This window comes from Paenibacillus sp. PK4536 (assembly GCF_028594455.2).
GTDB lineage: Bacteria > Bacillota > Bacilli > Paenibacillales > Paenibacillaceae > Saccharibacillus > Saccharibacillus nuruki.
Map to the genome: position 1 here is coordinate 256,261 of NZ_CP126313.1, position 22,857 is coordinate 279,117.

27 protein-coding genes are annotated in these 22,857 nt (G+C 38.3%); 6 read left to right on the forward strand and 21 right to left on the reverse strand.

The features are described 5' to 3' along the window. Positions 1–19 precede the first annotated feature (19 nt). The 9 genes from gatC to yyaC all read right to left on the reverse strand — a co-directional run bounded on the left by gatC (position 20) and on the right by yyaC (position 6,384). Positions 20–307, reverse strand: a complete 288-nt coding sequence (gene gatC / locus PO903_RS01290) for an Asp-tRNA(Asn)/Glu-tRNA(Gln) amidotransferase subunit GatC (protein WP_069325589.1) — start codon at positions 305–307, stop codon at positions 20–22. Positions 308–436: 129 nt separating this feature from the next. Continuing rightward, entirely contained in the window at positions 437–814 is a 378-nt protein-coding gene (locus PO903_RS01295) for an ATPase (protein ID WP_069325590.1), read from the reverse strand. Between the two features lie 255 nt (positions 815–1,069). After that, on the reverse strand, positions 1,070–1,708 hold the full coding sequence (locus PO903_RS01300) for an MBL fold metallo-hydrolase (protein ID WP_273594608.1): 639 nt from the start codon (positions 1,706–1,708) through the stop codon (positions 1,070–1,072). Between the two features lie 3 nt (positions 1,709–1,711). Further along, positions 1,712–2,281 (reverse strand): thioredoxin family protein, encoded by a 570-nt coding sequence (locus PO903_RS01305; RefSeq protein ID WP_273592412.1) that lies wholly within the window; start codon positions 2,279–2,281, stop codon positions 1,712–1,714. A gap of 4 nt (positions 2,282–2,285) precedes the next feature. Further along, the gene (gene uptA / locus PO903_RS01310) at positions 2,286–2,897 is read right to left on the reverse strand and encodes an undecaprenyl phosphate transporter UptA (RefSeq protein WP_069325593.1); all 612 of its coding nucleotides are present in this window, start codon (positions 2,895–2,897) and stop codon (positions 2,286–2,288) included. A gap of 234 nt (positions 2,898–3,131) precedes the next feature. Then, positions 3,132–4,313 carry a class I SAM-dependent methyltransferase gene (locus PO903_RS01315; RefSeq protein ID WP_273592413.1) on the reverse strand — a complete coding sequence of 394 codons (1,182 nt, stop codon included), beginning with the start codon at positions 4,311–4,313 and terminating at the stop codon, positions 3,132–3,134. Positions 4,314–4,342: 29 nt separating this feature from the next. Further along, entirely contained in the window at positions 4,343–4,996 is a 654-nt protein-coding gene (locus PO903_RS01320; protein ID WP_069325595.1) for a DUF6483 family protein, read from the reverse strand. 19 nt (positions 4,997–5,015) lie between these two features. Next, positions 5,016–5,813 (reverse strand): alpha/beta fold hydrolase, encoded by a 798-nt coding sequence (locus PO903_RS01325; RefSeq protein ID WP_273592414.1) that lies wholly within the window; start codon positions 5,811–5,813, stop codon positions 5,016–5,018. A gap of 16 nt (positions 5,814–5,829) precedes the next feature. After that, complete coding sequence (gene yyaC / locus PO903_RS01330) at positions 5,830–6,384, reverse strand: spore protease YyaC (protein WP_273592415.1); 555 nt, start codon at positions 6,382–6,384, stop codon at positions 5,830–5,832. A gap of 176 nt (positions 6,385–6,560) precedes the next feature. On the opposite strand from yyaC, the gene PO903_RS01335 reads away from it, so the two are divergent. The 5 genes from PO903_RS01335 to PO903_RS01355 all read left to right on the forward strand — a co-directional run bounded on the left by PO903_RS01335 (position 6,561) and on the right by PO903_RS01355 (position 9,203). After that, positions 6,561–6,785: a DUF1128 domain-containing protein gene (locus PO903_RS01335; protein ID WP_069325597.1), complete on the forward strand. Its 225-nt coding sequence runs from the start codon at positions 6,561–6,563 to the stop codon at positions 6,783–6,785. A 114-nt stretch (positions 6,786–6,899) separates the two neighbouring features. Beyond that, on the forward strand, positions 6,900–7,628 hold the full coding sequence (locus tag PO903_RS01340; protein ID WP_137226268.1) for a phosphatase PAP2 family protein: 729 nt from the start codon (positions 6,900–6,902) through the stop codon (positions 7,626–7,628). A 119-nt stretch (positions 7,629–7,747) separates the two neighbouring features. After that, positions 7,748–8,005 carry a GlsB/YeaQ/YmgE family stress response membrane protein gene (locus tag PO903_RS01345; protein WP_069325599.1) on the forward strand — a complete coding sequence of 86 codons (258 nt, stop codon included), beginning with the start codon at positions 7,748–7,750 and terminating at the stop codon, positions 8,003–8,005. 172 nt (positions 8,006–8,177) lie between these two features. Beyond that, positions 8,178–8,720 (forward strand): YtxH domain-containing protein, encoded by a 543-nt coding sequence (locus PO903_RS01350; protein ID WP_069325600.1) that lies wholly within the window; start codon positions 8,178–8,180, stop codon positions 8,718–8,720. A gap of 117 nt (positions 8,721–8,837) precedes the next feature. Next, on the forward strand, positions 8,838–9,203 hold the full coding sequence (locus PO903_RS01355) for a DUF5665 domain-containing protein (RefSeq protein ID WP_069325601.1): 366 nt from the start codon (positions 8,838–8,840) through the stop codon (positions 9,201–9,203). A 227-nt stretch (positions 9,204–9,430) separates the two neighbouring features. Here PO903_RS01355 and PO903_RS01360 read toward each other — a convergent pair whose 3' ends face one another. The 10 genes from PO903_RS01360 to PO903_RS01405 all read right to left on the reverse strand — a co-directional run bounded on the left by PO903_RS01360 (position 9,431) and on the right by PO903_RS01405 (position 20,581). Next, on the reverse strand, positions 9,431–10,207 hold the full coding sequence (locus PO903_RS01360; RefSeq protein ID WP_069325602.1) for a sigma-70 family RNA polymerase sigma factor: 777 nt from the start codon (positions 10,205–10,207) through the stop codon (positions 9,431–9,433). After that, entirely contained in the window at positions 10,204–10,656 is a 453-nt protein-coding gene (rsbW, locus tag PO903_RS01365) for an anti-sigma B factor RsbW (protein ID WP_069325603.1), read from the reverse strand. The genes PO903_RS01360 and rsbW overlap by 4 nt, the downstream gene beginning before the upstream one ends. An 18-nt stretch (positions 10,657–10,674) precedes the next feature. Further along, a complete protein-coding gene (locus tag PO903_RS01370; RefSeq protein WP_069325604.1) occupies positions 10,675–11,013 on the reverse strand; it encodes an STAS domain-containing protein in 339 nt (112 codons plus the stop codon). 198 nt (positions 11,014–11,211) lie between these two features. Then, a complete protein-coding gene (locus tag PO903_RS01375; protein WP_069325605.1) occupies positions 11,212–12,882 on the reverse strand; it encodes a hybrid sensor histidine kinase/response regulator in 1,671 nt (556 codons plus the stop codon). Between the two features lie 18 nt (positions 12,883–12,900). Further along, on the reverse strand, positions 12,901–13,794 hold the full coding sequence (locus PO903_RS01380) for a CheR family methyltransferase (protein ID WP_083243273.1): 894 nt from the start codon (positions 13,792–13,794) through the stop codon (positions 12,901–12,903). Between the two features lie 102 nt (positions 13,795–13,896). Further along, entirely contained in the window at positions 13,897–17,601 is a 3,705-nt protein-coding gene (locus PO903_RS01385; RefSeq protein WP_069325606.1) for a response regulator, read from the reverse strand. After that, positions 17,598–18,767 carry a PP2C family protein-serine/threonine phosphatase gene (locus tag PO903_RS01390; RefSeq protein WP_069325607.1) on the reverse strand — a complete coding sequence of 390 codons (1,170 nt, stop codon included), beginning with the start codon at positions 18,765–18,767 and terminating at the stop codon, positions 17,598–17,600. The genes PO903_RS01385 and PO903_RS01390 overlap by 4 nt, the downstream gene beginning before the upstream one ends. Positions 18,768–18,969: 202 nt before the next feature. Then, positions 18,970–19,326, reverse strand: coding sequence for a YflT domain-containing protein (locus tag PO903_RS01395; RefSeq protein WP_241669431.1), 357 nt, complete (start codon positions 19,324–19,326; stop codon positions 18,970–18,972). A gap of 78 nt (positions 19,327–19,404) precedes the next feature. Then, the gene (locus PO903_RS01400) at positions 19,405–19,983 is read right to left on the reverse strand and encodes a hypothetical protein (protein ID WP_273592416.1); all 579 of its coding nucleotides are present in this window, start codon (positions 19,981–19,983) and stop codon (positions 19,405–19,407) included. 88 nt (positions 19,984–20,071) lie between these two features. Further along, a complete protein-coding gene (locus tag PO903_RS01405) occupies positions 20,072–20,581 on the reverse strand; it encodes a DUF948 domain-containing protein (RefSeq protein WP_069325609.1) in 510 nt (169 codons plus the stop codon). 334 nt (positions 20,582–20,915) lie between these two features. Between PO903_RS01405 and PO903_RS01410 the strand changes: the two genes are divergently transcribed. Then, entirely contained in the window at positions 20,916–21,080 is a 165-nt protein-coding gene (locus PO903_RS01410; protein ID WP_083243274.1) for a DUF1328 domain-containing protein, read from the forward strand. A gap of 129 nt (positions 21,081–21,209) precedes the next feature. Here the strand turns inward: PO903_RS01410 and PO903_RS01415 are convergent, their stop codons facing one another. Both PO903_RS01415 and PO903_RS01420 read right to left on the reverse strand, forming a co-directional pair. Continuing rightward, entirely contained in the window at positions 21,210–21,806 is a 597-nt protein-coding gene (locus tag PO903_RS01415; RefSeq protein WP_273592417.1) for a hypothetical protein, read from the reverse strand. A gap of 50 nt (positions 21,807–21,856) precedes the next feature. Beyond that, complete coding sequence (locus PO903_RS01420) at positions 21,857–22,732, reverse strand: cation diffusion facilitator family transporter (RefSeq protein ID WP_069325611.1); 876 nt, start codon at positions 22,730–22,732, stop codon at positions 21,857–21,859. Between the last annotated feature and the right edge of the window lie 125 nt (positions 22,733–22,857).

Below are 22,857 nucleotides of genomic sequence, written 5' to 3' on the forward strand. Positions count from 1 at the left end.
ATTTATCTTGTTGAAGCATCTATTCCAGTACAGCAGGTACTTTGAATTGTCCATCTTCTTCGTCCGGTGCATTGCGTAGCACTTTCTCAATCGGAAGGCTCTCATGAACTTCATCTTCCCGCATGACATTGCTTAAATGTAATACATGGGTAGTTGGTTCCACGTCATCTGTATCTAATTCTTTTAATTTTTCTGCATATTTCAAAATAGCACTTAGCTGTGCAGTGAACATTTCTTTCTCCTGCTCACTCAAATCTAAACGTGCTAGCTTAGCTACATGCTCTACATCATTGATATTGATACTCAATTTGATTTCCTCCCTCGCTAAAAATAACTTTTTTCATTATAGGGTACATAAGGTGACAATTCAATTGAAGTTCTATAATAAATCTGGACTTATTTGTAGATAATAAAAAAGAGCCGGCAAGCCGACTCTTTAAATCCATGCACGCAAATTAATTTGTTTCACAAAATCTGCTTGCGCTACAGTATCCGTTAAAGGCTCCTCAACAAAGGGAAGCTCTTCACCATTCATGATATGATAAAATAATTTCTCATTATGTGTCGCTAGAGCATAATCGATTAGCGCCTCGCGTCCGACTCGTTCAGCTTCTTGTTGGAGCAATCGTTCTTCAGGCTCAACATCACCGGAAGGTACAAAGAAATTACGATTGACCTTAGGAATACGAATGACATAATCGAAGGCATTATCAGGGTTACGGTCATATGCGATAACATATCCGTAATCTCCTACAGGCAGACTTTGCTCAAAGGTATCAGCGACAACTACGATTTTTTCTCCTAAATGCAGCATCGTGTAACTCCCCCTAGCTTTATCTACTTTATTTCTGTATCATACTAAAAAAAAATAATGATGTCCAATTTTATTACCAAAAATCAGGCTAATTACACTTGCATAACCATTAATATCGTATTAAAAGTCGATTAATGTCATTTACTGTTAGATACCCAATATAAATAAAACAAAAACACGTACAAAGGCGCCTTGCACCCATTTACGTGTTTTTGATGACTCATTTTTTCATTATGTTACATTTATAAGCTGAAATTAAGCAGGAACATACGGATTGCTTGATTTTTCTGCACCGATTGTTGTTTTTGGACCATGTCCTGGATAAACGGTTACATCATCTGCCAAACGATACAATTTGGTACGAATAGAATCGATCAATTGACGTTCACTACCCCCGGTAAGATCTGTACGACCTACGCCCATACGGAAAAGAACATCGCCTGCAAATAAATCTTTGCCACAAAGGAAGCTGACACTGCCCGGCGAATGACCTGGTGTGTGATACACCGTGAAGGTATGTCCGATCAATTTCAACTGTTGTCCTTCATCTAACGCATATTCTGCAGGTTCTGCTGTAATCGGTGGTGTGACTTGAGACCAATTCGCTGAACCGTTAAGCTTAGCATTGGTTAACCACTCGGCTTCTAGATCATGAAGGTACACAGGGCAATTACATAATGTACGTACTTCTTCTAATCCACCCATATGATCAAAGTGAGCATGAGTCAGGAGAATCGCTTCTACATTTAGATTCAATGATTGTACGCGACGCACCAAAGCTCCCGGATTCATACCTGGATCAATCACAATCGCATTGGAACTATTTTCAGCGATTAATAAATAAGCATTGGTCTGTAAGGGTCCTAATGAAAAACTTTCTATTTTGAACAAAATGCATTACACCCCCGATAAAATTTCACGCAATTCACGAATAATCATAGCGTGCGAAGCCGAACCTTCTCCATAACGCTCCGCCATACCTTGACGTACAACAGCCATCTTCTCTTGATAGTCTGCTGCTTCACGATCTGGATTCTCTTGTTTGAAAGCGATCATTAATTCTTGTACGTGCTCTGGACGAGGTCCCCAATGAGCAAGTACATGTCCGCCTGTATCTGTAATAATTACGACAGGTACAGAACGACCACCCATCGTTAAATAATCATCCATCGTGTCAAAATTCTCTTCCAAAATCAAAATTTTGGTAGGAATCTCTGCTTCTTCAAACGCACGTAGAACAACCGGCACATTGCGAACCACATCTCCACACCAATCTGCTGCTAAGATAAGTGAACGCAGATCATCACGGTGAGCTAACAATTTAAAAAATTCATGATCATCTAAATCAGTCCAATTGAATAACTCATATCCATGATGGAATTCTTCTTTATTTTTAGTCATACCCTCCATAAATTGTTCAGGAGAAATGCCCTTTTCCCATTTATCTGCTAAGTTCGGTTTGTTCATCGTATTATCCACCCTTCTTTTTGTTCTTCATCTTCCATTTAACCAAAAAGTAAGCTGCTAACAGCACAATCGCTGCTACAATAAGCGGTAATGTATATTTACTAGCGATATCATCAATATGCTCCCATTGACTTCCAAGTGCCATTCCTAGATATACAAAAAGAGCAGACCAAGGGATGATAGCCAATGTTGTCAGTAGAATAAAACGCATATGTGACATACGAGAGATACCCGCTGGAATCGAAATCGCATGTCGTACTACAGGAATAAAGCGTGCGGTAAAAATAACACCTGAGCCGTATTTATCAAACCAAGCTTCGGCATGATCGATATGGCTTTTCTTGATCAAAATATATTTGCCATACTTCTCAAGTACCGGTCTACCCCCATAGCGTCCAATCCAGTAGATAAACAGTTGAGCGATCACGCCACCCACTGTTCCGAAAAAGACAGCTCCAAAATAATTGATAGCTCCTGTAGATACAAGGTATCCACCATAAGCCAATACAATTTCACTTGGGATCACTTCAATCATTAGTCCAAGCATAATTCCAAAATAGCCAAGCTGTTGAACCCAGTGTAATAATTGGGCAATAATATCAGATATAATCTCCACCAGTCCTCCTTATGATTTACTCTATCTTTGTATCTTTTATCTCTTTATCCCTGTCTGTATGTATTCCCATGTCGGTACAAGTAAGCCAGCATTCATGATGTTCTGTTATTTTAGCACAGCCATCAGAACCCATTCCACTATGTACGTAAGCATATATGACCTAGCTTACCATGAAAAAAGCTGAATTCACTTTGGAACAGCGAATCCAGCTTGGATTATACCATAAAATGTTCATTATACTAATGATTTTTGATAGGACTGTAGAAGGTCTTTACAAGCATTTTCAAGATACGGCTTCGCTTGAATCATATCTCGAAATGCAGTATATTCCTGCCACATTTCAGCATTTTGTTCATTTTCTGCTTTCACTGCGCGAATTAAAATATTTTTGGGTGTGTGTTCCATATCTATAAATTCAAGCAATTGTGTTTTGTAGCCCAACAGATCTAGTAATTTGGCACGCAAAGCATCTGTCGCTAACGCAGAAAACCGTTCTTTAAGAATACCGTGTGATAGTAATGGGCTCATCGTATCATTCTGAATCTGATTAAACAATTCATGCTGACAACAAGGAACCGATAGAATCACAGACGCGTTCCAGCGCACTGCTTTTTCTAAAGCTGCATCTGTCGCTGTATCACAAGCATGCAGAGTAACCACCATATCCACTTGCTCAAGCTCGTTATAATCTGCAATATCGCCTACTAAAAACTTCAATTGATCATAATGAAGCTTTTCGGCTAATTGGCTACAATGTTCGATCACATCGGCTTTAAGGTCTAGACCTACAATATTGAGCGGACGATGTTGCTGAATATTTAGATAATGGTACAGGGCAAATGTAAGATACGATTTACCACAACCGAAATCTACAATCGTAAGTTCTTTGTTTACAGGCAAAGATGGTAATACATCTTGTACCATTTCCAAAAAGCGATTGATCTGGCGGAACTTATCATATTTACGAGCCAATACTTTACCGTCTGCATTCATAATGCCCAGTTCAATTAAAAAAGGAACAGGTTCGCCATCTTCAAGGATATATTGCTTTTTGCGATTATGACTGAGATCGGTAGACATTTTGGTCGGTGTTTTGGTTAAAATAGAAACTTTGTACTTTTTGCTGATCAATACTTGATAATCAGCTTCTTGGGTACACAGTAATCCTTGACGCATCGTTTCTTGTAATAAAGTGAACAATACTTGTATCGCTTCTGTAGGTAGCACATTATCGTGAGTTACCTTGTTGCTGTAATGATAGGCAAATTGATAATGAAGTTGCTTTTTCAATTCAACCGGTTTGATAATGACTTTGGTAAAAGAATCGTTATCTTTTTTGCGAAGTTGGCTAAGTGTTGCTGTGATTAGCTCGCCAGCTTCGATACATTGAGTAATTAATCGTTGCAATGAATCCATGATGTACAGCTCGCTTTCTGTCTTTCAACTTAATTTGACTTGGCTTCTAGCTCGGCAGAGGCTGTTGTAAGTTCTGCTCGAGATACGCCACCTTCTTCTAGCTGCTCATCGTTTAACCCTAATAGGCGTTGATACAGCGCGTGACCTTCTGTCTCTGCTAATGCAGGATCAAGCTCTGTTAGGCGCTTGAGTGCATCTAAAGCATTATCATAATACCCTTCTTGCTCTTCATACTGGATAAAGAGATGTTCTATTGCAGGGGGTAGCCCATAATCTGCTAATTCATCTGTCAATTGATCAATCTGCTCGGGATAATCAAACATCGTCCGATCGGCATCATTTACAGCGCAATACAAAAATAAATGCAATGACTTGATCCGGCGTACAACCGCTTCTTGCTCTTTCTCACTTAATTCGTAAATATCTGCTTCTTCACGCATCAGTCGGGCCAATGCTTGCAGGCGATCGACTTCAACGACTGAACCGATACGGAATAATTCGATCACTTCTTCTGCCGGTAACCGATTAATCAATCCATTATTCAATTGGAACTTCTGGCGAACCATATCATCCAGTTCCCAGAGGGCTTCTGTCAATTTCTTCTGTTGCTTCAATCCGAACACTTTAGAAATGACTGATGCCATATCTTCGATCATACCCATAAGGTAATCATTTCTGAACATTCCTATCCCGCCTTTAATATTAATCTTTCAATTGATTTTGCATAAAATCATGAATAATATTGACTAACTGTTCAGGTGCTTCCATCATACTCATATGTGCAATATCTGGAATAACTGCTGTGGTTATACGTGTAGAGTCTGCAATAAACATTCGATCTGGTGGAGCAATCGGATCGTATTCCCCGGCTACTAATAATACAGGAACATTAGCATTTTGGATAATAGACAAACGTTCTGGACGCTCACGCATCGCAGCCGCTGCTCCACATCCACCTTCAGGCGAAGTGATATAACCGATCTCTTTTACTTTCAAAATCGAGTCTGGCAATTTATAGACCAAATGTGGCGCAAACAATCCTTCTGCAAATCCATCTACAAAGTCGATCATACCTCTGGTACGAATCTGTGTAATCGTATTTAAACGCTTTTGCTTAGCTTCTTCTGTATCTTCATAAGCAGTCGAATGTATAAGTCCCCAAGACTTGATATAAGAAGGATATTGATCTACAAGCGCTAACGTTATATAACCACCCATCGAGTGCCCTAGTAGAGTGACTTGCTTCAGATCAAGCTCATCTAATAAGGTAACCACATCAGCTGCCATATCTTCTATTGTATAAGGATCTGTCGATACAGGACTATGACCATGTCCACGCAGATCAGGCACGATACACCGATAATGTCTCGATAAAAGAGGAATCACTTCATCCCAATATGCGGAACTTCCTAGAAAACCGTGTAATAATACAATCGGTTCCCCTTGACCATTATCTGAAAAGTGTAATTTAATCGGTTGCTGTTCGGTTGGCTGACTCATATATCCATCTCCTATCTTATTTTAATATACCTAGGCCTTGAACAACAGCTTGGACAATATCTTGTGACATATTCATTACTTTATACAGTGAAGTCGTCTGAAGTGTCCAATAAGGTTTGGGGCCATTTTCATTTACAATCGCAGCAATACTGTAATTACCTACTCCTGGAAAACGTCCTCCTACCGATAAAGCCGGGAAAAGTGGAGCTTCACCTATACTATATAACCCGACAGTATGATGTCTACCTAGGCAAGCATCGATAGCAATAATTTGTAGATGATCGGGAATCTGTGGAATACGTTCGTGAAGATTGTGCGCATCGCATGGAAAATCCATTGTTCCTATAATATGAGGTAAACCATATGCAGCCAGTCCACTACCAGTTAAAGGACCTAAGGCATCTCCAGTAGAACGGTCAGTACCAATACAGACAAAAGCTAATTGATCTATAGAATGAAGAACTGCTATATCACGAAAAAAATCAGTCAATCCATGTGTATTTACATTGCGACGATCCTGATCATTGTAAGGAAGCAGACTGGAACGACGATTGATCATAATAAAAACCATGTCCCTCCTTTAATAAACGTATATACCTATCGGATAGGCAAATACATCATACATCTTGTCGATACTCATTTTACCCTATGCAAGAAGTTACCGCAAAATAATTGGTTTGACCTCATTATCCATGATACAATACAAAAAATAAGCCTATGCTTAATGAAGAAAGGAAGAACCCATTCATGGATTTGTCTCAACCTACCCAAGAAAATATAGCTTTTATGATTGAAGGCATCAAAACAAAACTTCGGATGGCAAGTGGAGCGGCAATGCAAGCTTCTGCTTTTTCTACCGAACAATACGAAGATATTCAAGAGGTCTATGATATTGTGATGAACAATCCGAACCTTAGTATTAGCGAAGTTGAAGCCTTAGTTTCTGAATTAGGACGTTTACGCAAAAAATAAATAAAACGAATGAGTCTTTCCTAATTATAGGGAAGGCTTTTTTTATATTCGATTCATTTGTTAAACTAGGGTTAAATTAAACATAACTCTATGTAAAGAAAGAAGGCGATACCGATGTCATCTGAGCAATTTTCCAACTCTAACAACGAACAGCCACAACGATTCTCATCTCTTCCTGTTTGGCTACTGATTGTTATGATATTAGTAGGAGGAGGTATAGCTTCATTCCTATTATTGAGGGGAATCGTATGGGGTGTTGAATCTATAGCATTATACGATATACACACATGGGAAAAAGGATTTCAATCTTATGTAAGGACATTCCACGAAGAACCTATTCGCACGATTATGCTCTTTTTCACCTATATGGGTTCATTCTATTCTACTGTATTTGTTGCTTTATCCTTTTCGATTCTATTGATGGTTCATAATATGTATCGCGAAGGCCTTGCTCTTCTTGTCACAACCGCGGGTGCTTGGCAAATCAATGTATTGCTTAAATCTTTCTTTATGCGTCCACGTCCTGATCTAGAATTCTGGACACATGCTTCAGGGTATAGCTTCCCCAGTGGTCATTCTACAATTGCAGCTGCTATGTACGGTATGCTCTTTGTCATTTGGGGCATGCATCGCAAAAGACATCAATTATCACTTACTCTTCCTATTGTTTGCGGTATTCTTCTGATTGTAGGCATTGGTTTGTCGAGAGTATATCTTGGCGTACATTATCCTACAGATATCATTGGTGGCTATATTGCTGGTTCACTTTGGCTGACTGCATGTGCGTATTCTTTGCACTTATGGCGAAAATCCGATCCACAAAGGACTTCTATTCGTTATTGATCACAGAAATGGAATGTTTCACCTTTTGGTACTGGGTTTATATACGAAGTAAGACAAACTGCTAACTGATTGGTATAATGATCAACATATTTCATTGTACAGCAAAGGAGACGATTACTATGTGGGGCATTATTATCAGTATCGTAATGGCAGTCATTATTGGTGTTATTGGTAATGCGCTTGCAGGTAATGAAATGCCAGGTGGCATTATAGGTGCTGCTATTGCTGGGTTTGTAGGTGCTTGGTTAGGTGCTTTAGTATTTGGTAATTTCGGTCCAACTATTGGAGATTTTGCTATTATTCCTGCTATACTAGGTACTGCTATCTTTGTGTTTTTGCTTGGTTTGGTTTCCAGATTGTTCAGAAGAACAGCCTGAACCTTGTCCTCGCATCACATATACAAGCCATACTTAAAGTAAGCTACACATAATACTTAAACTTCAAGAACAGCTTTACTAAGGAATAACATATGGCTGCATTCTTTTCTTACTTACAAAGGTTGATCTGCTTAGACAAATCGATCTAAATTAAATCAAGGAGTGATTAATAATGAATGAAGTAGAAAAACAGTACCCAGTTCAAACAAGTTCTACATTTGTAAAAGGTGTATTTATCGGAGGATTGTTGGGAGCAGCAGCAGCATTGTTGTTTGCACCAAAACCAGGTCGCGAATTACGCGGAGATATCTCTGAGAAGTTTGTAGAAGCTACAGACAAAACTAAAGAAGTTGCTGGTAATGTAACAGACCGTACGAAAGAGATTGCTACAACTGTAGCAGATCAAACTTCTCAAGTAGCGGGTCTAGTAAGCGATTCTGCTGTTTCTCTAGCTCAAACCGTTTCTACTAAAGCTAAAGATGTAGCTAAATCAATTACAGATAACAAAGAAACAGTAAGCAGTTCTTTGTCTGATGCTGCTCAAAACGTAGCTAAAGATATCAAAGATGCTTCTGACAACGTAAGTAAAGATGTGAAAGATGCTTCTAACGATGTAGCTAAAGAAGCTCAAAACAAAACCAATGAAGTTAAAAAAGAAGTGAACTCTACAACGTCTACACCGGGTAGTAACAACACAAGCTTCCCTACACGTTAATAGTGATTCACAAATAGCCGGCTCATTGTAGTCGGCTATTTTTATGTCTCGTTCATAGAATATCGGATATTTATACTTAATTTATTTTATTATTTATACGAAAGTGAGGGAACATCTATGGCTCATGACAACAAAGAAGTATCACCACGCTCTCCAGAACTCGTTAAGCCACCTGAGGCAATCGGCGAACATCCTTTTGAATTACGTCACGAAGTGAAACGTCTCAATGAACGTCTGGATCAGATTGCAGAATCGTTAGATAAAGCAGAGATTCAAGATATTATTGAGAACTATAGCAGTGTGAAACGTCGGCTCGTGGTTAACTTTGTAGCAGGTGCAGCACGTGGTCTAGGATTATCTCTAGGTACGATTGTAATTCTAGCTATTCTCGGTTTTATTTTAAGCCAAATGGTTTCTCTACCTCTTATTGGAAACTATATTGCTCAAATTCTAGACTATGTTAAAGCTTCTCAAGGCAGATAATAGTGATCATTATGAGTATCAAAGTCAAAAAACCTCTACATTCAATGAATCACCTTATGTGATTTAGGCATTGAATATAGAGGTTTTTTGATCTGTTAATAGTCCATTGCACAAAAAATGCGCTTATACTATTCCTTTCCGGAACAATACAGCGCATTTTAATAATCATCTATTTTCCAAAGTATCCTAGCATCGTTGCTACACTTCGTAACATACATTAAATGTATTTATCCGGAAGTGGAAGCATTCGACATAATCTGCTTCAACTTTTCAGTTGCTCGTTTTTGGATACGAGATACGCTCATTTGAGAAACACCAAGTTTCTGAGCAATCGCACGTTGAGATTGACCTTCCTGGAAAGCCAATAGCAGTACTTTCTGTTCTTGCTCTTTTAACTGACTAAGTGCTTGTTGTAAATCCATACGTTTCTCTACAGAATCGTAATCATTCACATCTGCACTAATCAATTCACCAAGTGTAGCCGCACTCTCTTCTTGTGATAGAGGAGAATCCAACGATACATAGTGATAGCATTCACGTCCAGCTAGAACTTCAATCGTTTCTTCTTCAGATAGATCTAGAAAGTGAGCAATCTCACGCACATGGGGTGAACGTTCTAACTTCATGGTTAATTCATCGATAGCTTGTTGTACTAACGCTCCCTTTTCCTTAATACGGCGGGGAACCTGTATGTACCAAGATTTATCGCGCAAGAAATTTTTCATATGCCCGATCATACTCTTCATGGCATATGGTTCAAACGGAATCCCAAGTGAGATATCGTATTGCTGCAACAAACGGATTAATGCCATCTGACCTACTTGGTACAAATCTTCATACAAGTCTGGTCGGTTACGGGCAATTTTACCCGAAGCCATTTTGACCATAGGCTCGTACTTTTTGATCAGTACTGTAGCGATGTCATTATCTTTTGTTTGTTGATACTCCCAGATCATACTGATTGCCTCGTCCATAGACTCGGGGGGAGTTAATCTTTCACTCATACAGTTTCCTCGCTTAGAGCAAGGTTTTTGGATAATATTACACGGGTACCTTGACCAGCAGAATTTTCGATACTCACATTATCCATTAATGCTTGCATCAAATAAAAACCTAAGCCACCGATTTGTACATCGTGTAGGTCTTTATCATGAAGTGTATTGTTTTGTCCCATATCCTTTACTGATTCGAAGCTCTCCCCTTCATCTTCGACAATAATGGATAATGTTTCTTCACCAACTTCAAAAGTCACTTCCACATGTCCTCCCTCTTGTCCGTACGCATACAACACAGAGTTATTACAAGCTTCAGAGACTGCTACTTTCATATCTTCAATATCTTCATAGGAAAAGCCCATTTTAGAAGCAATTCCGTACAAGTTTAGTCTAACTACGTCCACAAATTCTGCCGTCGCTGGCAAATTAAGAACTACTTTTTGAGTATCAGCATTCATACGATGTTCGATCCTTTCCTATTGGGAATTCTCCTGAGGGACAAAAAACTTAGCAATACCTGTCATTTCAAATAATTTTTGAATCTGTGGAGGAACTTCTTCAACAGTAAAGCTGGCGTTCATACCATGCCGTGCTTTGAGAATCGAAAGTAGAATACCAATACCTGTACTGTCAATATATTTCAGGTCTTTCATATTGATAATTAGATCTTGTTCTGCTTCCCCAACAAGAGGTTCCATTACAAGACGGAATTCTGGAGCAACCGATAAATCCATTTCCCCACTCAAAAATACGGTACATGCTCTTTCATCCATTTCAGTTACAACATTAAATTTCTCATTTTTATTAGTAGTCATAGACATTCTCCCCTGAACAATGGTTTCTTTACTAATAACCCAACTGTAAAACTTCTGAAACATCCGAAACAGAAGATAATATTACCCTATTTTTGTTGTTTAAACAAATATATTGTCCAGAAAATAATTTTATCTCTTGTTATCCGTATTAAAGGCAGGAAATAAAATTTATTTTCTTATTTTAAAGAAACCATTTATTTAAAAAACATTTTTTTTCGTTTCATAGTTACGATGATTAATTGAGTAATGTTCTAACATATTTTTAACGCTAGCCATTTTGACAGGCTTGCTAATGTAGTCGTCCATGCCTGCTGCAAAACAGCGTCCTTTGATTCCTTCCATCACATCGGCAGTCATCGCAATAATAACCGGATTCTCATCTTTTTGCAGATTACGAATCATTTTGGTTGCTTCTAGACCATCAATATTAGGCATCTGAACGTCCATAAAAATATAATCATATTGATGAACCGAAGCCATTCGAATCGCTTCTTCACCATCATCTGCCATATCCGGACTATATCCCAATCGATTCAGCATACTTACCATTAATTTCTGATTGATTGGATGATCATCCACGACCAGAATATTAGGAGCTTCTGTACTACGATTCGACCATAATTGATCTGCACGTTCTTCTAACAATCCTAAAGTGGGATCTTCCATAACATATTCACCGGTACAAATAGTAAAAACAAATACAGCTCCAGAACCTTCTTGAAGCGGTGTATTTTCGAGTCTGATTTCTCCATCCATCATCTGCACTAGATTTTTGCAAATGGCTAATCCCAGTCCTGTTCCACCATACTTACGGGTCATCGACGAATCTAATTGTGAAAAAGGTTGGAATAATTGTTCACGCTTTTCTTCAGCGATGCCAATCCCTGTATCTTTTACTTTAAATTCAAGTTCCAATCGTTCAGCAAGCTTGTCTTTGATCGTCACTTCCAAGTACACACCACCTTGCTCAGTGAACTTGATCGCATTGGCGGTTAAGTTGATCAACACTTGGCGTAAGCGAGCCATATCTCCATATAGATACGTTGGAACATCTTCTGTTATTGAATACATAAGTTCTAGATTTTTTTTGCCTGCATCGACAGAAAACAGACTGAACACTTCGGAAATACATGCTTCCAGCGAAAATGGATGTTCTTCCAATTCCATTTTTCCAGATTCCATTTTGGTAAAATCAAGAATATCGTTGATCACCATAACCAGTGTGTCTGCACTACTGCGTATAATCGAAGCATATTCTTTCTGCTCTTCTTGCAATTCTGTATCCATAAGCAGATCAATCATGCCAATCACACCATTCATCGGCGTCCGAATTTCATGGCTCATCATCGCTAAAAATTCAGTTTTGGCTTTGGCTGCAATTTCTGCTGCTTCTTTTGCCACTGTTAGTTCTTGATTGATTTTCTCCAGTTCTAATGTTTTCTGTTGTAACAACATCGACTGTGTTTTGTGACGCTTATTGGTCAAATACATACTGACAAATCCTTCAATTTTGGACTTGAGGATTTGTGGAATAAATGGTTTGACCATATAATCAATCGCACCCGCAGAATAGCCTGCGAATAAGTGCTCCGATTCTTTACTATTTGCTGATATAAAAATAATTGGAATTTCTTTAGTTTTCTCGCGCGCTTTGATGAGTTTTGCCGTTTCAATCCCGTCCATCCCTGGCATTTGTACATCTAGTACAATCACAGCAAACTCATCTTTGAGCAGACAGCGTAATGCTTCTTCTCCAGATGTTGCTTTAATCAGATTATAACGTTCACTCTCAAGAACGGCTTCCAGAGCGAGCAAATTTTCTGGTCGATCATCTACCAATAAGATATGAATCGGTTCATGAAACCTCATGGAATCCCCCTACAATCTCTAATTAATTTTCCGATATACTTTCTCTACGCGATCCAATAATTCATAACTATCACTGTACTCTGTAAATTGCATAGATTCTTTAGAACCTAAGACTAGGATTCCAAAACGACTCAAACTTTCGTGAAACAATCCGTGGACTTGATCACGTAATTCGTCGTTAAAATATATCATTACATTCCGGCAAAGGATGACATTAAATTCATTAAACGAACGATCGGTTGCTAAGTTATGCTCAGCAAAGATCATATTTTTACGTAAAAAAGGTTGAAAGATTACAGAACTATACTTCGCTGTATAATATTCAGAAAACGAACGCTTCCCGCCCGCTTCTAGATAATTTTTAGTGTAGAGTTGCATACGTTCTATTCCAAATACGCCTTCACGTGCTTGTTGCAACGAGCGATTGTTCATATCTGTTGCATAGATTCTGGCTTTATCTAGCAAACCTTCCTCATGTAATAAGATTGCCATCGAATATACTTCTTCCCCTGTAGAACATCCAGCATGCCATATCCGAATATACGGATAAGTTCGCAATAAAGGAACCACTTTTTCACGGAACATACGAAAAAGAGAAGGATCACGGAACATTTCAGTGACAGGTATCGATAAATTTTGGACTAAACGTTCAAAACAAGCTCGATCATGCAGTACCTTTTCCTGAAGAGCCGAGATCGATTTAAGATTCTCGGCATGTACATGATGCCAGATGCGTCTCGTTAACGAAGCTCTAGCATAATTACGAAAATCATATCCATACAGACGATGTACTCCATCCATCAGTAAATCAACTTCAATATTTTCGCGTTCTGCTAGATTATTGACAATCAATTCATCCGCTTGGGGCGGTTCGGATTGGCTTGCTAATTGGTCACGTTTTGTTGATGTCATTATATTCAGCCCCGATTCAAATTACTTTTATAGGTTGAAGCTCTTTAAGGTATAGTCATTTATAAAATTTGAGTATTAATATCCATTACCCAAATTATTCACTTACGAATACAACCATACACGCATTAATGATAAAAGTTGATCGGTTTGAATTGGTTTTTTCACATAGTCAGAAGCGCCTGCTTCAATACACTTCGCACGATCATCTTTCATAGCTTTGGCAGTCAATGCGATAATCGGCAATTTCTCATAAGCTGGAATCTGACGAATAATACGCATTGCTTCATAACCATCCATCTCAGGCATCATCATATCCATTAATACTAGATCGAAATCTTCATGTTGTAAAATGTCGATGGCTTCTTTTCCATTTTCTGCAAATGTTACATCCATACGATAGCCTTCAAGCACACTGGATAAAGCAAATACGTTACGGACATCATCATCAACCAATAGAATTCGCTTGCCTTCAAATAACGTTTCTTTATTATGAAGTTTTTGCAAAATACGACGTTTGTCTTCTGGCAAATCTGCTTCGACGCGGTGTAAGAATAATGTAGTCTCATCCAGTAAACGTTCTGGAGATTTCACATCTTTGATAATAATCGATTCTGCATATTTGCGTAATTGTGTCTCTTCTTTATTATCGAGTTCTTTACCTGTATAAATAATAATCGGCAGATCACTTAATTGTTGATCATCTCGAATACGATCTAATAATTCAAACCCTGTCATATCCGTAAGCATCAGATCAAGCACCATACAATCATAACGTTTGCTTCGCAGCTCATGTAATGCTTCTACACCTGTGGATACTGCGGTGATCGCTACATCGTCATGACCGATTAATTCAATAATCGATTTACGCTGATTCTCGTCATCTTCAACAATCAATAACTGCTTAAGACTTTGTGACGTATACGATTCTAGATGTGAAAATGCTTGTTCTAGCGATTCTTTACTGGATGGTTTTTTGAGATAAGCGATAGCCCCCATCATCAGTCCTTGTTTGACATCATCGACAACAGAAATCACATGAACAGGAATATGGCGAGTATGTGCATTGCTTTTCAGTTCACTCAAAATAGACCAGCCATCCATTACAGGAAGCTGAATATCAAGAATAATCGCATCCGGTATATACGTTTTAGCCATATGCATACCGGTATCTCCTTGCATAGCTACCAATGCTTTAAATCCACGACCACGAGCCATTTCTAACAAAATTTTAGCAAAGTTTACGTCATCTTCTATAATTAAAATGACTTTATCATTTTTGTTCAATTGATCTCGATCATCTGCCAAAGGCTGTGGAATAATCATTTTTTCGTCATTACTATCTTTTTTGTAAGCCGGGAAATCGGATGAATGACGAAGAACTTGCTCTGAGAAGTCAGCTGGCATATACATTTCATTATTGGAGTAATGGTTGTTAGATTCTTCTGATTGCGCTACTTGTTCATCACTTAAAGCATCTTGTCTAGGCAAATAAAGAGTAAACGCACTGCCTCGATTTTCTTCTGATTGTAGTCCGATTCCTCCACCTAAAAGGCGAGACAACTCACGACTAATTGATAGACCCAGTCCTGTACCTCCATATTTACGACTGGTGGTACCATCGACTTGTTGGAACGCTTCAAAAATAATATCCTGCTTATCTGCCGGAATCCCTATACCACTATCTTCCACTGTAATCGCAATATAATCTTGCTTACGATTGAGATAAGGAGGCACTTGATCGATAGATGGAAGCTCAATATTGACATTGATATAACCTGTATCTGTAAATTTAAATGCATTGGATAACATATTTCGTAGAATTTGCTTCACTCGGTGATCATCGGTCACTACTGCTTCTGGTACTTGATCGCCTATATTGATATTCAGGTCTATTCCTTTTTGGATAGCTACTGGAGCAAAGTTCATATTGACAAACGTTTCAATAGATTTCATCGGAACAGCTTCCAGATTAATATCCATTTTGCCTGCATCGACTTTGGATAAATCTAGAATTTCATCAATCATTTTCAGCAAGTCTGCACCAGACATATAGATTGTACTTGCATACTCTACTTGTTTCTCTGTCAAATTACCGTTTTTATTTTCAGTTAGTAATTGAGATAGAATCAATAGACTATTTAGCGGTGTCCGTAATTCATGAGACATATTCGCAAGAAATTCTGATTTGTATTTACTTGTGACTGATAATTGCATCGCTTGTTGCTCTAATTGATGACGGCTTTGTTCAATTTCTTGATTCTGTTCTTCTACTTGTTGAACTTGTTCTTGCAGTTCGCGTGTCTTCGCAATCAGTTCATTGTTAAAGTGTTCTAACTCTTCTTGCTGACGTTGCAACAAATCTTCTGAGCGTTTGAGTTCTTCTGTCTGCTCTTCTAGATTTTCGTTAGAACGTTTAAGTTCTTCTTGTTGCATCTGTAGTTCTTCTGATTGACTTTGCAATTCTTCAGTCATCGTTTGCGATTCACGTAACAATTCTTCAATATGCAAACGACGATTAATATTGTTAAGGATTACACCTAAGTTGTGCGTTAAAAGAGCTAATAATTGTTTTTGCAATGATGTAAACGTACCTAATGAAGCTAGCTCAATAACCCCTAATAATTCATCATCAAATAAAATAGGATAGATCATTAGACTTTGAGGTTTATGTTGTCCTGTTGCAGAATGAATCGAAATATAATCATCAGGAACTTCATCCAAAATGATTGGATGTTGATCGGATGCACACTGTCCTGCTAGACCTTCGCCTAATACCAGTGAATGCTTCGCTTTTAACATGCCTTCGCCTGCATAGGAAGCTTGTAAAGTTAGAGAGTTAGGATTATTAAGCGGTCGTACATAAAGGGCTCCAAAATGAGCACCAAGCGTTGGAGAGAATTCATTAATAAACGTTTGGGCACTTTGTTCTAGTGTGCTCACACCACGTAATAATTCAGTAATACGTGCACTGTTGGAATTCAACCAAGATTGATCTTGCTGTGCTTGTTGATAACGATGTTCTGCTTCTCGTTGTTGTTCCAAATCTTCTGCCATTTCTTGAAAAACACGGGCTACATCGCCTATCTCATCTTTGGATTGCACTTTGATCCGGCTGATCGCACGTAAACGTCCTTCTGAAAAGCCATTGATCATTAAGGAAACCGTTCCTAGACCTTTGCTAATACTCGGAATAATCCACATCATAATGAGTAGACTCAACAAAATGCCACCCAACATAACATAGGTGGTGGTCTGAATAGAACTTTGATACGCTTCATTCGCATTTTTGATTTCTTGATCAATCGCTAGATCTTGATAATCTGCTAATTCATTCGCTAAAGCTCCCAAATTATTTTGCGCAGCGAGTCCTGTGCCTGTACGATAATTGTTTGCTTGAGCAATCTGATTATCTGCTAATAAATTCAACACTTGATCTCCATAAGCATCAAAATCGGTCCATGCATCAGCTACTTCATTTACCATCTGTTTTTCTTCTAACGTCTGTGCACTTTCTTGTAATAAATTCACATTCTTCTGTGCATCATCACTTAACTTTTGAACAGTGGCACGACTTTCGGCTACCGATTCAGAGGAAGCGCTCAATAACTGGTTCGCTAGTGCTTTGGCTATACTGTTCATATCTCCACGCAAGCTGGTAGAATATCTCACTTTGAGATAACGATCTTGGTATACTTTATCTAGCTGTTCATTCATGTAGTTCATTCGATCATAACTGATAAAAGCCAGCGTCATCATTAACATAATGATAACGCTGAATCCTATAACCAGCTTGGTTCTAATTTTCATCCAATGTCCGCTCCTTCACTCAATGAAATCCATACTAAACATTTATCATCATCACGTTCTTGTGAAGATATTTCGTCAAAAAATACTTTTTCGATCTGTTGGGTATTAATATGATGACTGGATTTCAATTCATTGATCAAGAACTCTAACTGTACATCTTGATCTCCTTCAACCATTTCAAGTAAGCCATCTGTGTAGAGAACAAGATGAGCATCACCTTCATAAGTGAAGCTTTTGGATTCCGCATCAATACGATCAAACAATCCTACAGGGAATGTCGTGGTAGATAATTTGGTCATCTGACCATCATCATGGAAAAAGAGTCCTGGTGGATGCCCTGCATTAACATAATCAACACGTTTGTATTTGGTATCGACTACTAAATAAATCGCTGTGAAGTAATATTGCACTAACTGATTTTCGATATGCAATTGGTTAAAGCGTCGATTCAGCTCTTGAATAACTTTTTCAGGTTCTACATAGGTAGTCACTGTGTCTTTGAGTACTGAAGCGATAAACATGCAGAACAAAGAAGAAGAAATACCATGTCCCATCATATCCAGTAGAATGACTCCATATCGACCTTCGCCTAATGGATACCATGCATAAAGATCTCCTGCTAATTCAAAAGAAGGCTTATATAAAGCTTCAATCTGAATATTAAGATCTTGAATAGGCACACTTAATACGGCATGTTGCACCTGACTAGCTAATTTCAACTCATCTTGAATACGTTGATCTCGCTCTTTGTGCCAATCTTTCTCATGCTTAAGACGCAAAGCTAAGCGAATTCGCGCAAGCAATTCTACTTTATTGATCGGTTTAGTCACATAATCGACTGCTCCAGCATCTAAAGCTTCTGCTAATTTTTTGGAATCGCCTACAGCAGTAACCATAATAATCGGAATATCACGTAATTCATCATATTGTTGTACAATGCGGCAAGCTTCAATCCCATCCATTTCAGGCATCATCATATCTAAAAGAATGAGATCAATCTCATTTATTTTCGGTTTATTGACAACTCCCTCATCATTGATTCCCAGATGTCCAAACATTTCGCGTGCTGAAGAGGAAGTCGTGATATTGGTATATTTTTCTCTTTTGAGAATTTCACGAATAATAATTACGTTAGTAGGGTTATCATCAACTATTAATATATGCATAATTTCTCCTTGTCGCTTTATTTCAGCTTTTAGACAAACACTGATCTAGCTTCATAAATAAAGTGCAATCTCTATTATAAATCAAATACTGCTTTTCTCCAAAAGGAACAATATCAAAAATTCGTCAAAAAACCTTCAACTCTACTTTGAAAAGTAAAATTGAAGGTTGATCGTTACTTATTTATATTTTGATACCATTTCTTTATGATTTACGATTGGCAATAACAAGCACTTTGCCCAAATCAAGTTCGCTCTCATAGAAATCAGCCTCTTCTTTCGTAAATCCCATCGATGTGATTTTGGAGCGCAATTCGTCTCCACGTGAACGGAAAAAGTTAGCTACAGAATCAAACATTCCTTCTTCTTTCACACCCACTTCTTTGGCATTAGCTGTTTCAGCAATTTTTTCAGTAATATCTTTTTTATGGGCCAGTACGTAAATTTCTTCAAAGCTATATCCTGTTTTTTGTAAGTTTTTAGCTTCTTCTACAGCCTGTACACCATTTTCAACTACTTTGGCATAAGCTTTGGAATTTGTTGAATTTGTAGAACTCATCATTCGCCACTCTCCTCAGTATACTTATGATTGAATAGTATTAACCTTACTGAACATCAAATGAAACATACAAACAAGTACTTATTCCGAAGTTGCATCAAATATATCTACGCTACGAAGAGCGCCTGTTTGCGAATCCGTGAACACTTTAAGAGCAGATAATCCATTGGTATAACCTTCTCCATCTTCCGCTGAAAAGTCAGGCTTGCCCAGTGCTTTTCTGATTTCGTCTCTACCTAGCGTTATCTTCTGACCATCCAGTGTGATTGTGCCGACTTTGGCTGGTACACTGATATAAGTGATCCACTGATCTTGAAAACCAATATTTACATCTTGATATTGATATTCTTGATCGCCTAACTCATTTTCAACAATATGGGATGGTTTTCCTTTGATTCGCAGCACATCTTCTCTAGTATCTGCCAAAGAAATTCCATTCAACCGGCTATATTGTTCGTCATAAACAGAGTCAGTCGTTGAATACACCGCAGTCGAAGCTGTTAACTTAGGTGTTGCTACTTCAGTATGAAATACTGGTGTTGCTTCGTAATCAGCAGATTGTACAGTTGTAACTGCCTGTACTGGAGTAGCATCGGATACTTGAGCAGAACCGGAGTAAGGGGACAATATTCCAGCAAGTAACATCATGAGAGTAATCATCGTCTCACCCTTTCTTACGGTATAAACTCTTGATACATATTTAGTGGTTATACCTTAATTATTATCTGTCAACGTGTCTGAATGTGGTTTATTTACGGTATCTTTGCCATACAGTAGCCGCTGTATCTACCCATTTCATCCAGTTGGTAGCATTTGCGTGGCTATATGTAGCTGAGTATGACTGCAATGTACGTTGTTGCGGTGTAGAAGCAGTCGCTTTATTGTTGACACCTGTTGGATTAGAAGCAACCGGCTTCGGTTTACTTTCACCAATATGTTTAACTTTCTCGATCACTCGTAAAGACAAGTCTTTTGAAGATAAAGTTACATCGTTTAAGATTTCACCCAAGTTTTTAACAGTTTCCATTAACGGATCAACTTGTTTTAACTTGTGCTCTACATCGACTGTAATATCATTAACGTTACGAATCGTTTGTTTCACTTCATACGTTAATTCCTCAATTGTTTTTTGTACGTCTACCAAAGTAGAAGATACATTGTCTAACGATTTTGCAGCAGATTGAAGCACTTTAATAAGGAAAATAACGAGTGCTACAAATGCTAATGCGATAACGGCTACACTAATTTCAATAATCATGGCATTCCCTCTCTTTTCTTCTCAATATGATTTGGTGTTACAAGGTGTTCTGGTAAAAATAGTATCTGTCAACATTTCAAGATGTTACTCAATAACTACCCCTCAGTTTTACCACCGAAACATGAGAGCGTTATGAGCATCAAGATACGATTGCTTAAACAATGTAAATTGTTTCAAGCTAAAGTTTGTCGGTTAAGATACAACTACCAACGACATCACAACATTGAGTCATCTCAGAGTAAACATACATATATACTCAATGGACGTCGTCTTACGATTTATTTAAATCGTTATTTTATTATACTTAATATTTGAAAAGGAATGGTGATTACTTATGTTGAAATGGTCCGTTATCTTACTTATCATCGCATTAGTAGCAGGTATTTTCGGATTCTTCGGAATTGTTGAAGCTGCTGCTTCTATTGCTAAAGTGTTGTTCTTTATCTTCTTGGTATTGTTCGTGATCAGCTTGTTCACAGGCAGAAAACGAAGCTTCTAACATCATTGTAGAGGCTTAACTGAATACGATGATGTACCAAAAAACGCTTATCTCCTAGAGAGATAAGCGTTTTTTTATCTTTTATCCAAACTATATTCTGTATACCTTATATGTAAGTGCCCGTAGCGATTATCGCAGTAATAACTTGGGCAGACTCAGCAAGTTTAACTTGAATGATACTTGAATATGATCTTGTGCAAATTCCATTTGATTCACATTGACGATAGCTGGGAAGTATTTGGTCAATGATATGGTAATCGGTTCGATCCAAGCTCCACTAAAATCTCCATGTCGAACATGAGTGGCTTGATGATCTAGAACTAAGCGATTTTCTTCACGTTTGATATGAAAGTCTAGCAAGGCTCCAAAAGGAATTCCCCAATATGTCCCTCTTAGATCAGCAGTGACGTTCTGGTTATGCAATGTAAATTGTGCACCAGTCAGTTTGAGTCCCAAAGGAAATTCATGTTGGCGATCTAGCAATTCTTGCTTTGCCAATTGATTGAATTCATCTTGTGAAATAGTGGTTTCTAGCTTTTTCGTTTCGACCATACTGATGATTTTGGCTGTGGTATCTACATCCGTATACTCCAAATTCAATGGACGCTCAGGTGCCGCAATCCAGTATAACGTTCCTGCTCCAATGATTAGTAATGCTATAATTCCACTTAATATGCAAATGATCCACAAACGGATACGAACCGCTTTAGAACGTGTAACGGACATATAAGCTGCCCCTTTATCCAATATAATGGTGTAATTCTGGTAGGATGTATTTATTTTATATTTTTGGGTTCCACATGAACATGAACATAGCGAATATTATGAACCTGTTCCATTTTGGCTTCAATTTCATCGGTAATATCATGACTTTCAATAATGGTTAAGTCCGGTTGTACCTCAATAACGACATCAAGCAACGTCTGACTTCCATTTACACGAGCTTTGATATCTTTGATATGTTCTACCCCGTCGATTGATTCAATCGTTTGACGTAAACCGGGCAATTCTTTTTCATCAAAGCCATCTGTTAAACGGTGCATCGATTCACTTAGAATTTCCCATGCTGTTTTGCAAATAATCAATCCTACTGCCAGAGCAGCCACAATATCTAACCACGGCATCCCAAATTGAGAGCCAATAATTCCTACTGCTGCCCCTATACTGACCAGAGCATCGGATAGATTGTCTTTAGCCGCCGCTTTGAGCGCTTGACTGCCTGTCTGCCGGGAAAGCTTGATATTGTAACGGTACACAAAATACATCACTACAGCACATAGTACAGCGACTCCTGCTGTCCATAATGCAGGGGATTCTTCTCGACCTGCAAATAAAGATTGTACTCCATCTACTAACACCTGCACTCCAACCATCGCCATAATAAATGAAGCGATCAGCGCGGCTACTGTCTCTGCACGAAAATGTCCATACGCATGATCAGAATCAGGCGGTTTTCTCGAAATCTTCAGCCCGATCAGTACAGCTAATGAAGCTACAATATCAGTTAAATTGTTAAGACCATCTGCTTTGAGTGCGCTGGATAGAAAAAGATAGCCAATGGTCAATTTGAAAGAGGATAAGATGAGATAACTGATAATGCTAACCCATGCCCCGCGTTCCCCTGCTTTAATATTCTGATATACATCAACCATTTTGTTCCCCCTGCTATAAAAGTAAGCATTTGAAAATGCTGAGATTACACTGATCACAAATTTTACCTAGCTAGCCACAATGAGCGTCCGTTCATCTTATCAAATGAATGTATAGTGGGTCTAGA

Excerpts from the sequence above, each read along its gene's own strand:
- PO903_RS01295 (WP_069325590.1), bottom strand. The coding sequence starts at position 814 with ATGCTGCATTTAGGAGAAAAAATCGTAGTTGTCGCTGATACCTTTGAG.
- PO903_RS01305 (WP_273592412.1), bottom strand. The coding sequence starts at position 2,281 with ATGAACAAACCGAACTTAGCAGATAAATGGGAAAAGGGCATTTCTCCT.
- PO903_RS01315 (WP_273592413.1), bottom strand. The coding sequence starts at position 4,313 with ATGGATTCATTGCAACGATTAATTACTCAATGTATCGAAGCTGGCGAG.
- PO903_RS01320 (WP_069325595.1), bottom strand. The coding sequence starts at position 4,996 with ATGTTCAGAAATGATTACCTTATGGGTATGATCGAAGATATGGCATCA.
- PO903_RS01325 (WP_273592414.1), bottom strand. The coding sequence starts at position 5,813 with ATGAGTCAGCCAACCGAACAGCAACCGATTAAATTACACTTTTCAGAT.
- yyaC (WP_273592415.1), bottom strand. The coding sequence starts at position 6,384 with ATGGTTTTTATTATGATCAATCGTCGTTCCAGTCTGCTTCCTTACAAT.
- PO903_RS01335 (WP_069325597.1), top strand. The coding sequence starts at position 6,561 with ATGGATTTGTCTCAACCTACCCAAGAAAATATAGCTTTTATGATTGAA.
- PO903_RS01340 (WP_137226268.1), top strand. The coding sequence starts at position 6,900 with ATGTCATCTGAGCAATTTTCCAACTCTAACAACGAACAGCCACAACGA.
- PO903_RS01345 (WP_069325599.1), top strand. The coding sequence starts at position 7,748 with ATGTGGGGCATTATTATCAGTATCGTAATGGCAGTCATTATTGGTGTT.
- PO903_RS01350 (WP_069325600.1), top strand. The coding sequence starts at position 8,178 with ATGAATGAAGTAGAAAAACAGTACCCAGTTCAAACAAGTTCTACATTT.
- PO903_RS01355 (WP_069325601.1), top strand. The coding sequence starts at position 8,838 with ATGGCTCATGACAACAAAGAAGTATCACCACGCTCTCCAGAACTCGTT.
- PO903_RS01360 (WP_069325602.1), bottom strand. The coding sequence starts at position 10,207 with ATGAGTGAAAGATTAACTCCCCCCGAGTCTATGGACGAGGCAATCAGT.
- rsbW (WP_069325603.1), bottom strand. The coding sequence starts at position 10,656 with ATGAATGCTGATACTCAAAAAGTAGTTCTTAATTTGCCAGCGACGGCA.
- PO903_RS01370 (WP_069325604.1), bottom strand. The coding sequence starts at position 11,013 with ATGACTACTAATAAAAATGAGAAATTTAATGTTGTAACTGAAATGGAT.
- PO903_RS01375 (WP_069325605.1), bottom strand. The coding sequence starts at position 12,882 with ATGAGGTTTCATGAACCGATTCATATCTTATTGGTAGATGATCGACCA.
- PO903_RS01380 (WP_083243273.1), bottom strand. The coding sequence starts at position 13,794 with ATGACATCAACAAAACGTGACCAATTAGCAAGCCAATCCGAACCGCCC.
- PO903_RS01385 (WP_069325606.1), bottom strand. The coding sequence starts at position 17,601 with ATGAAAATTAGAACCAAGCTGGTTATAGGATTCAGCGTTATCATTATG.
- PO903_RS01390 (WP_069325607.1), bottom strand. The coding sequence starts at position 18,767 with ATGCATATATTAATAGTTGATGATAACCCTACTAACGTAATTATTATT.
- PO903_RS01395 (WP_241669431.1), bottom strand. The coding sequence starts at position 19,326 with ATGATGAGTTCTACAAATTCAACAAATTCCAAAGCTTATGCCAAAGTA.
- PO903_RS01400 (WP_273592416.1), bottom strand. The coding sequence starts at position 19,983 with ATGATTACTCTCATGATGTTACTTGCTGGAATATTGTCCCCTTACTCC.
- PO903_RS01405 (WP_069325609.1), bottom strand. The coding sequence starts at position 20,581 with ATGATTATTGAAATTAGTGTAGCCGTTATCGCATTAGCATTTGTAGCA.
- PO903_RS01410 (WP_083243274.1), top strand. The coding sequence starts at position 20,916 with ATGTTGAAATGGTCCGTTATCTTACTTATCATCGCATTAGTAGCAGGT.
- PO903_RS01415 (WP_273592417.1), bottom strand. The coding sequence starts at position 21,806 with ATGTCCGTTACACGTTCTAAAGCGGTTCGTATCCGTTTGTGGATCATT.
- PO903_RS01420 (WP_069325611.1), bottom strand. The coding sequence starts at position 22,732 with ATGGTTGATGTATATCAGAATATTAAAGCAGGGGAACGCGGGGCATGG.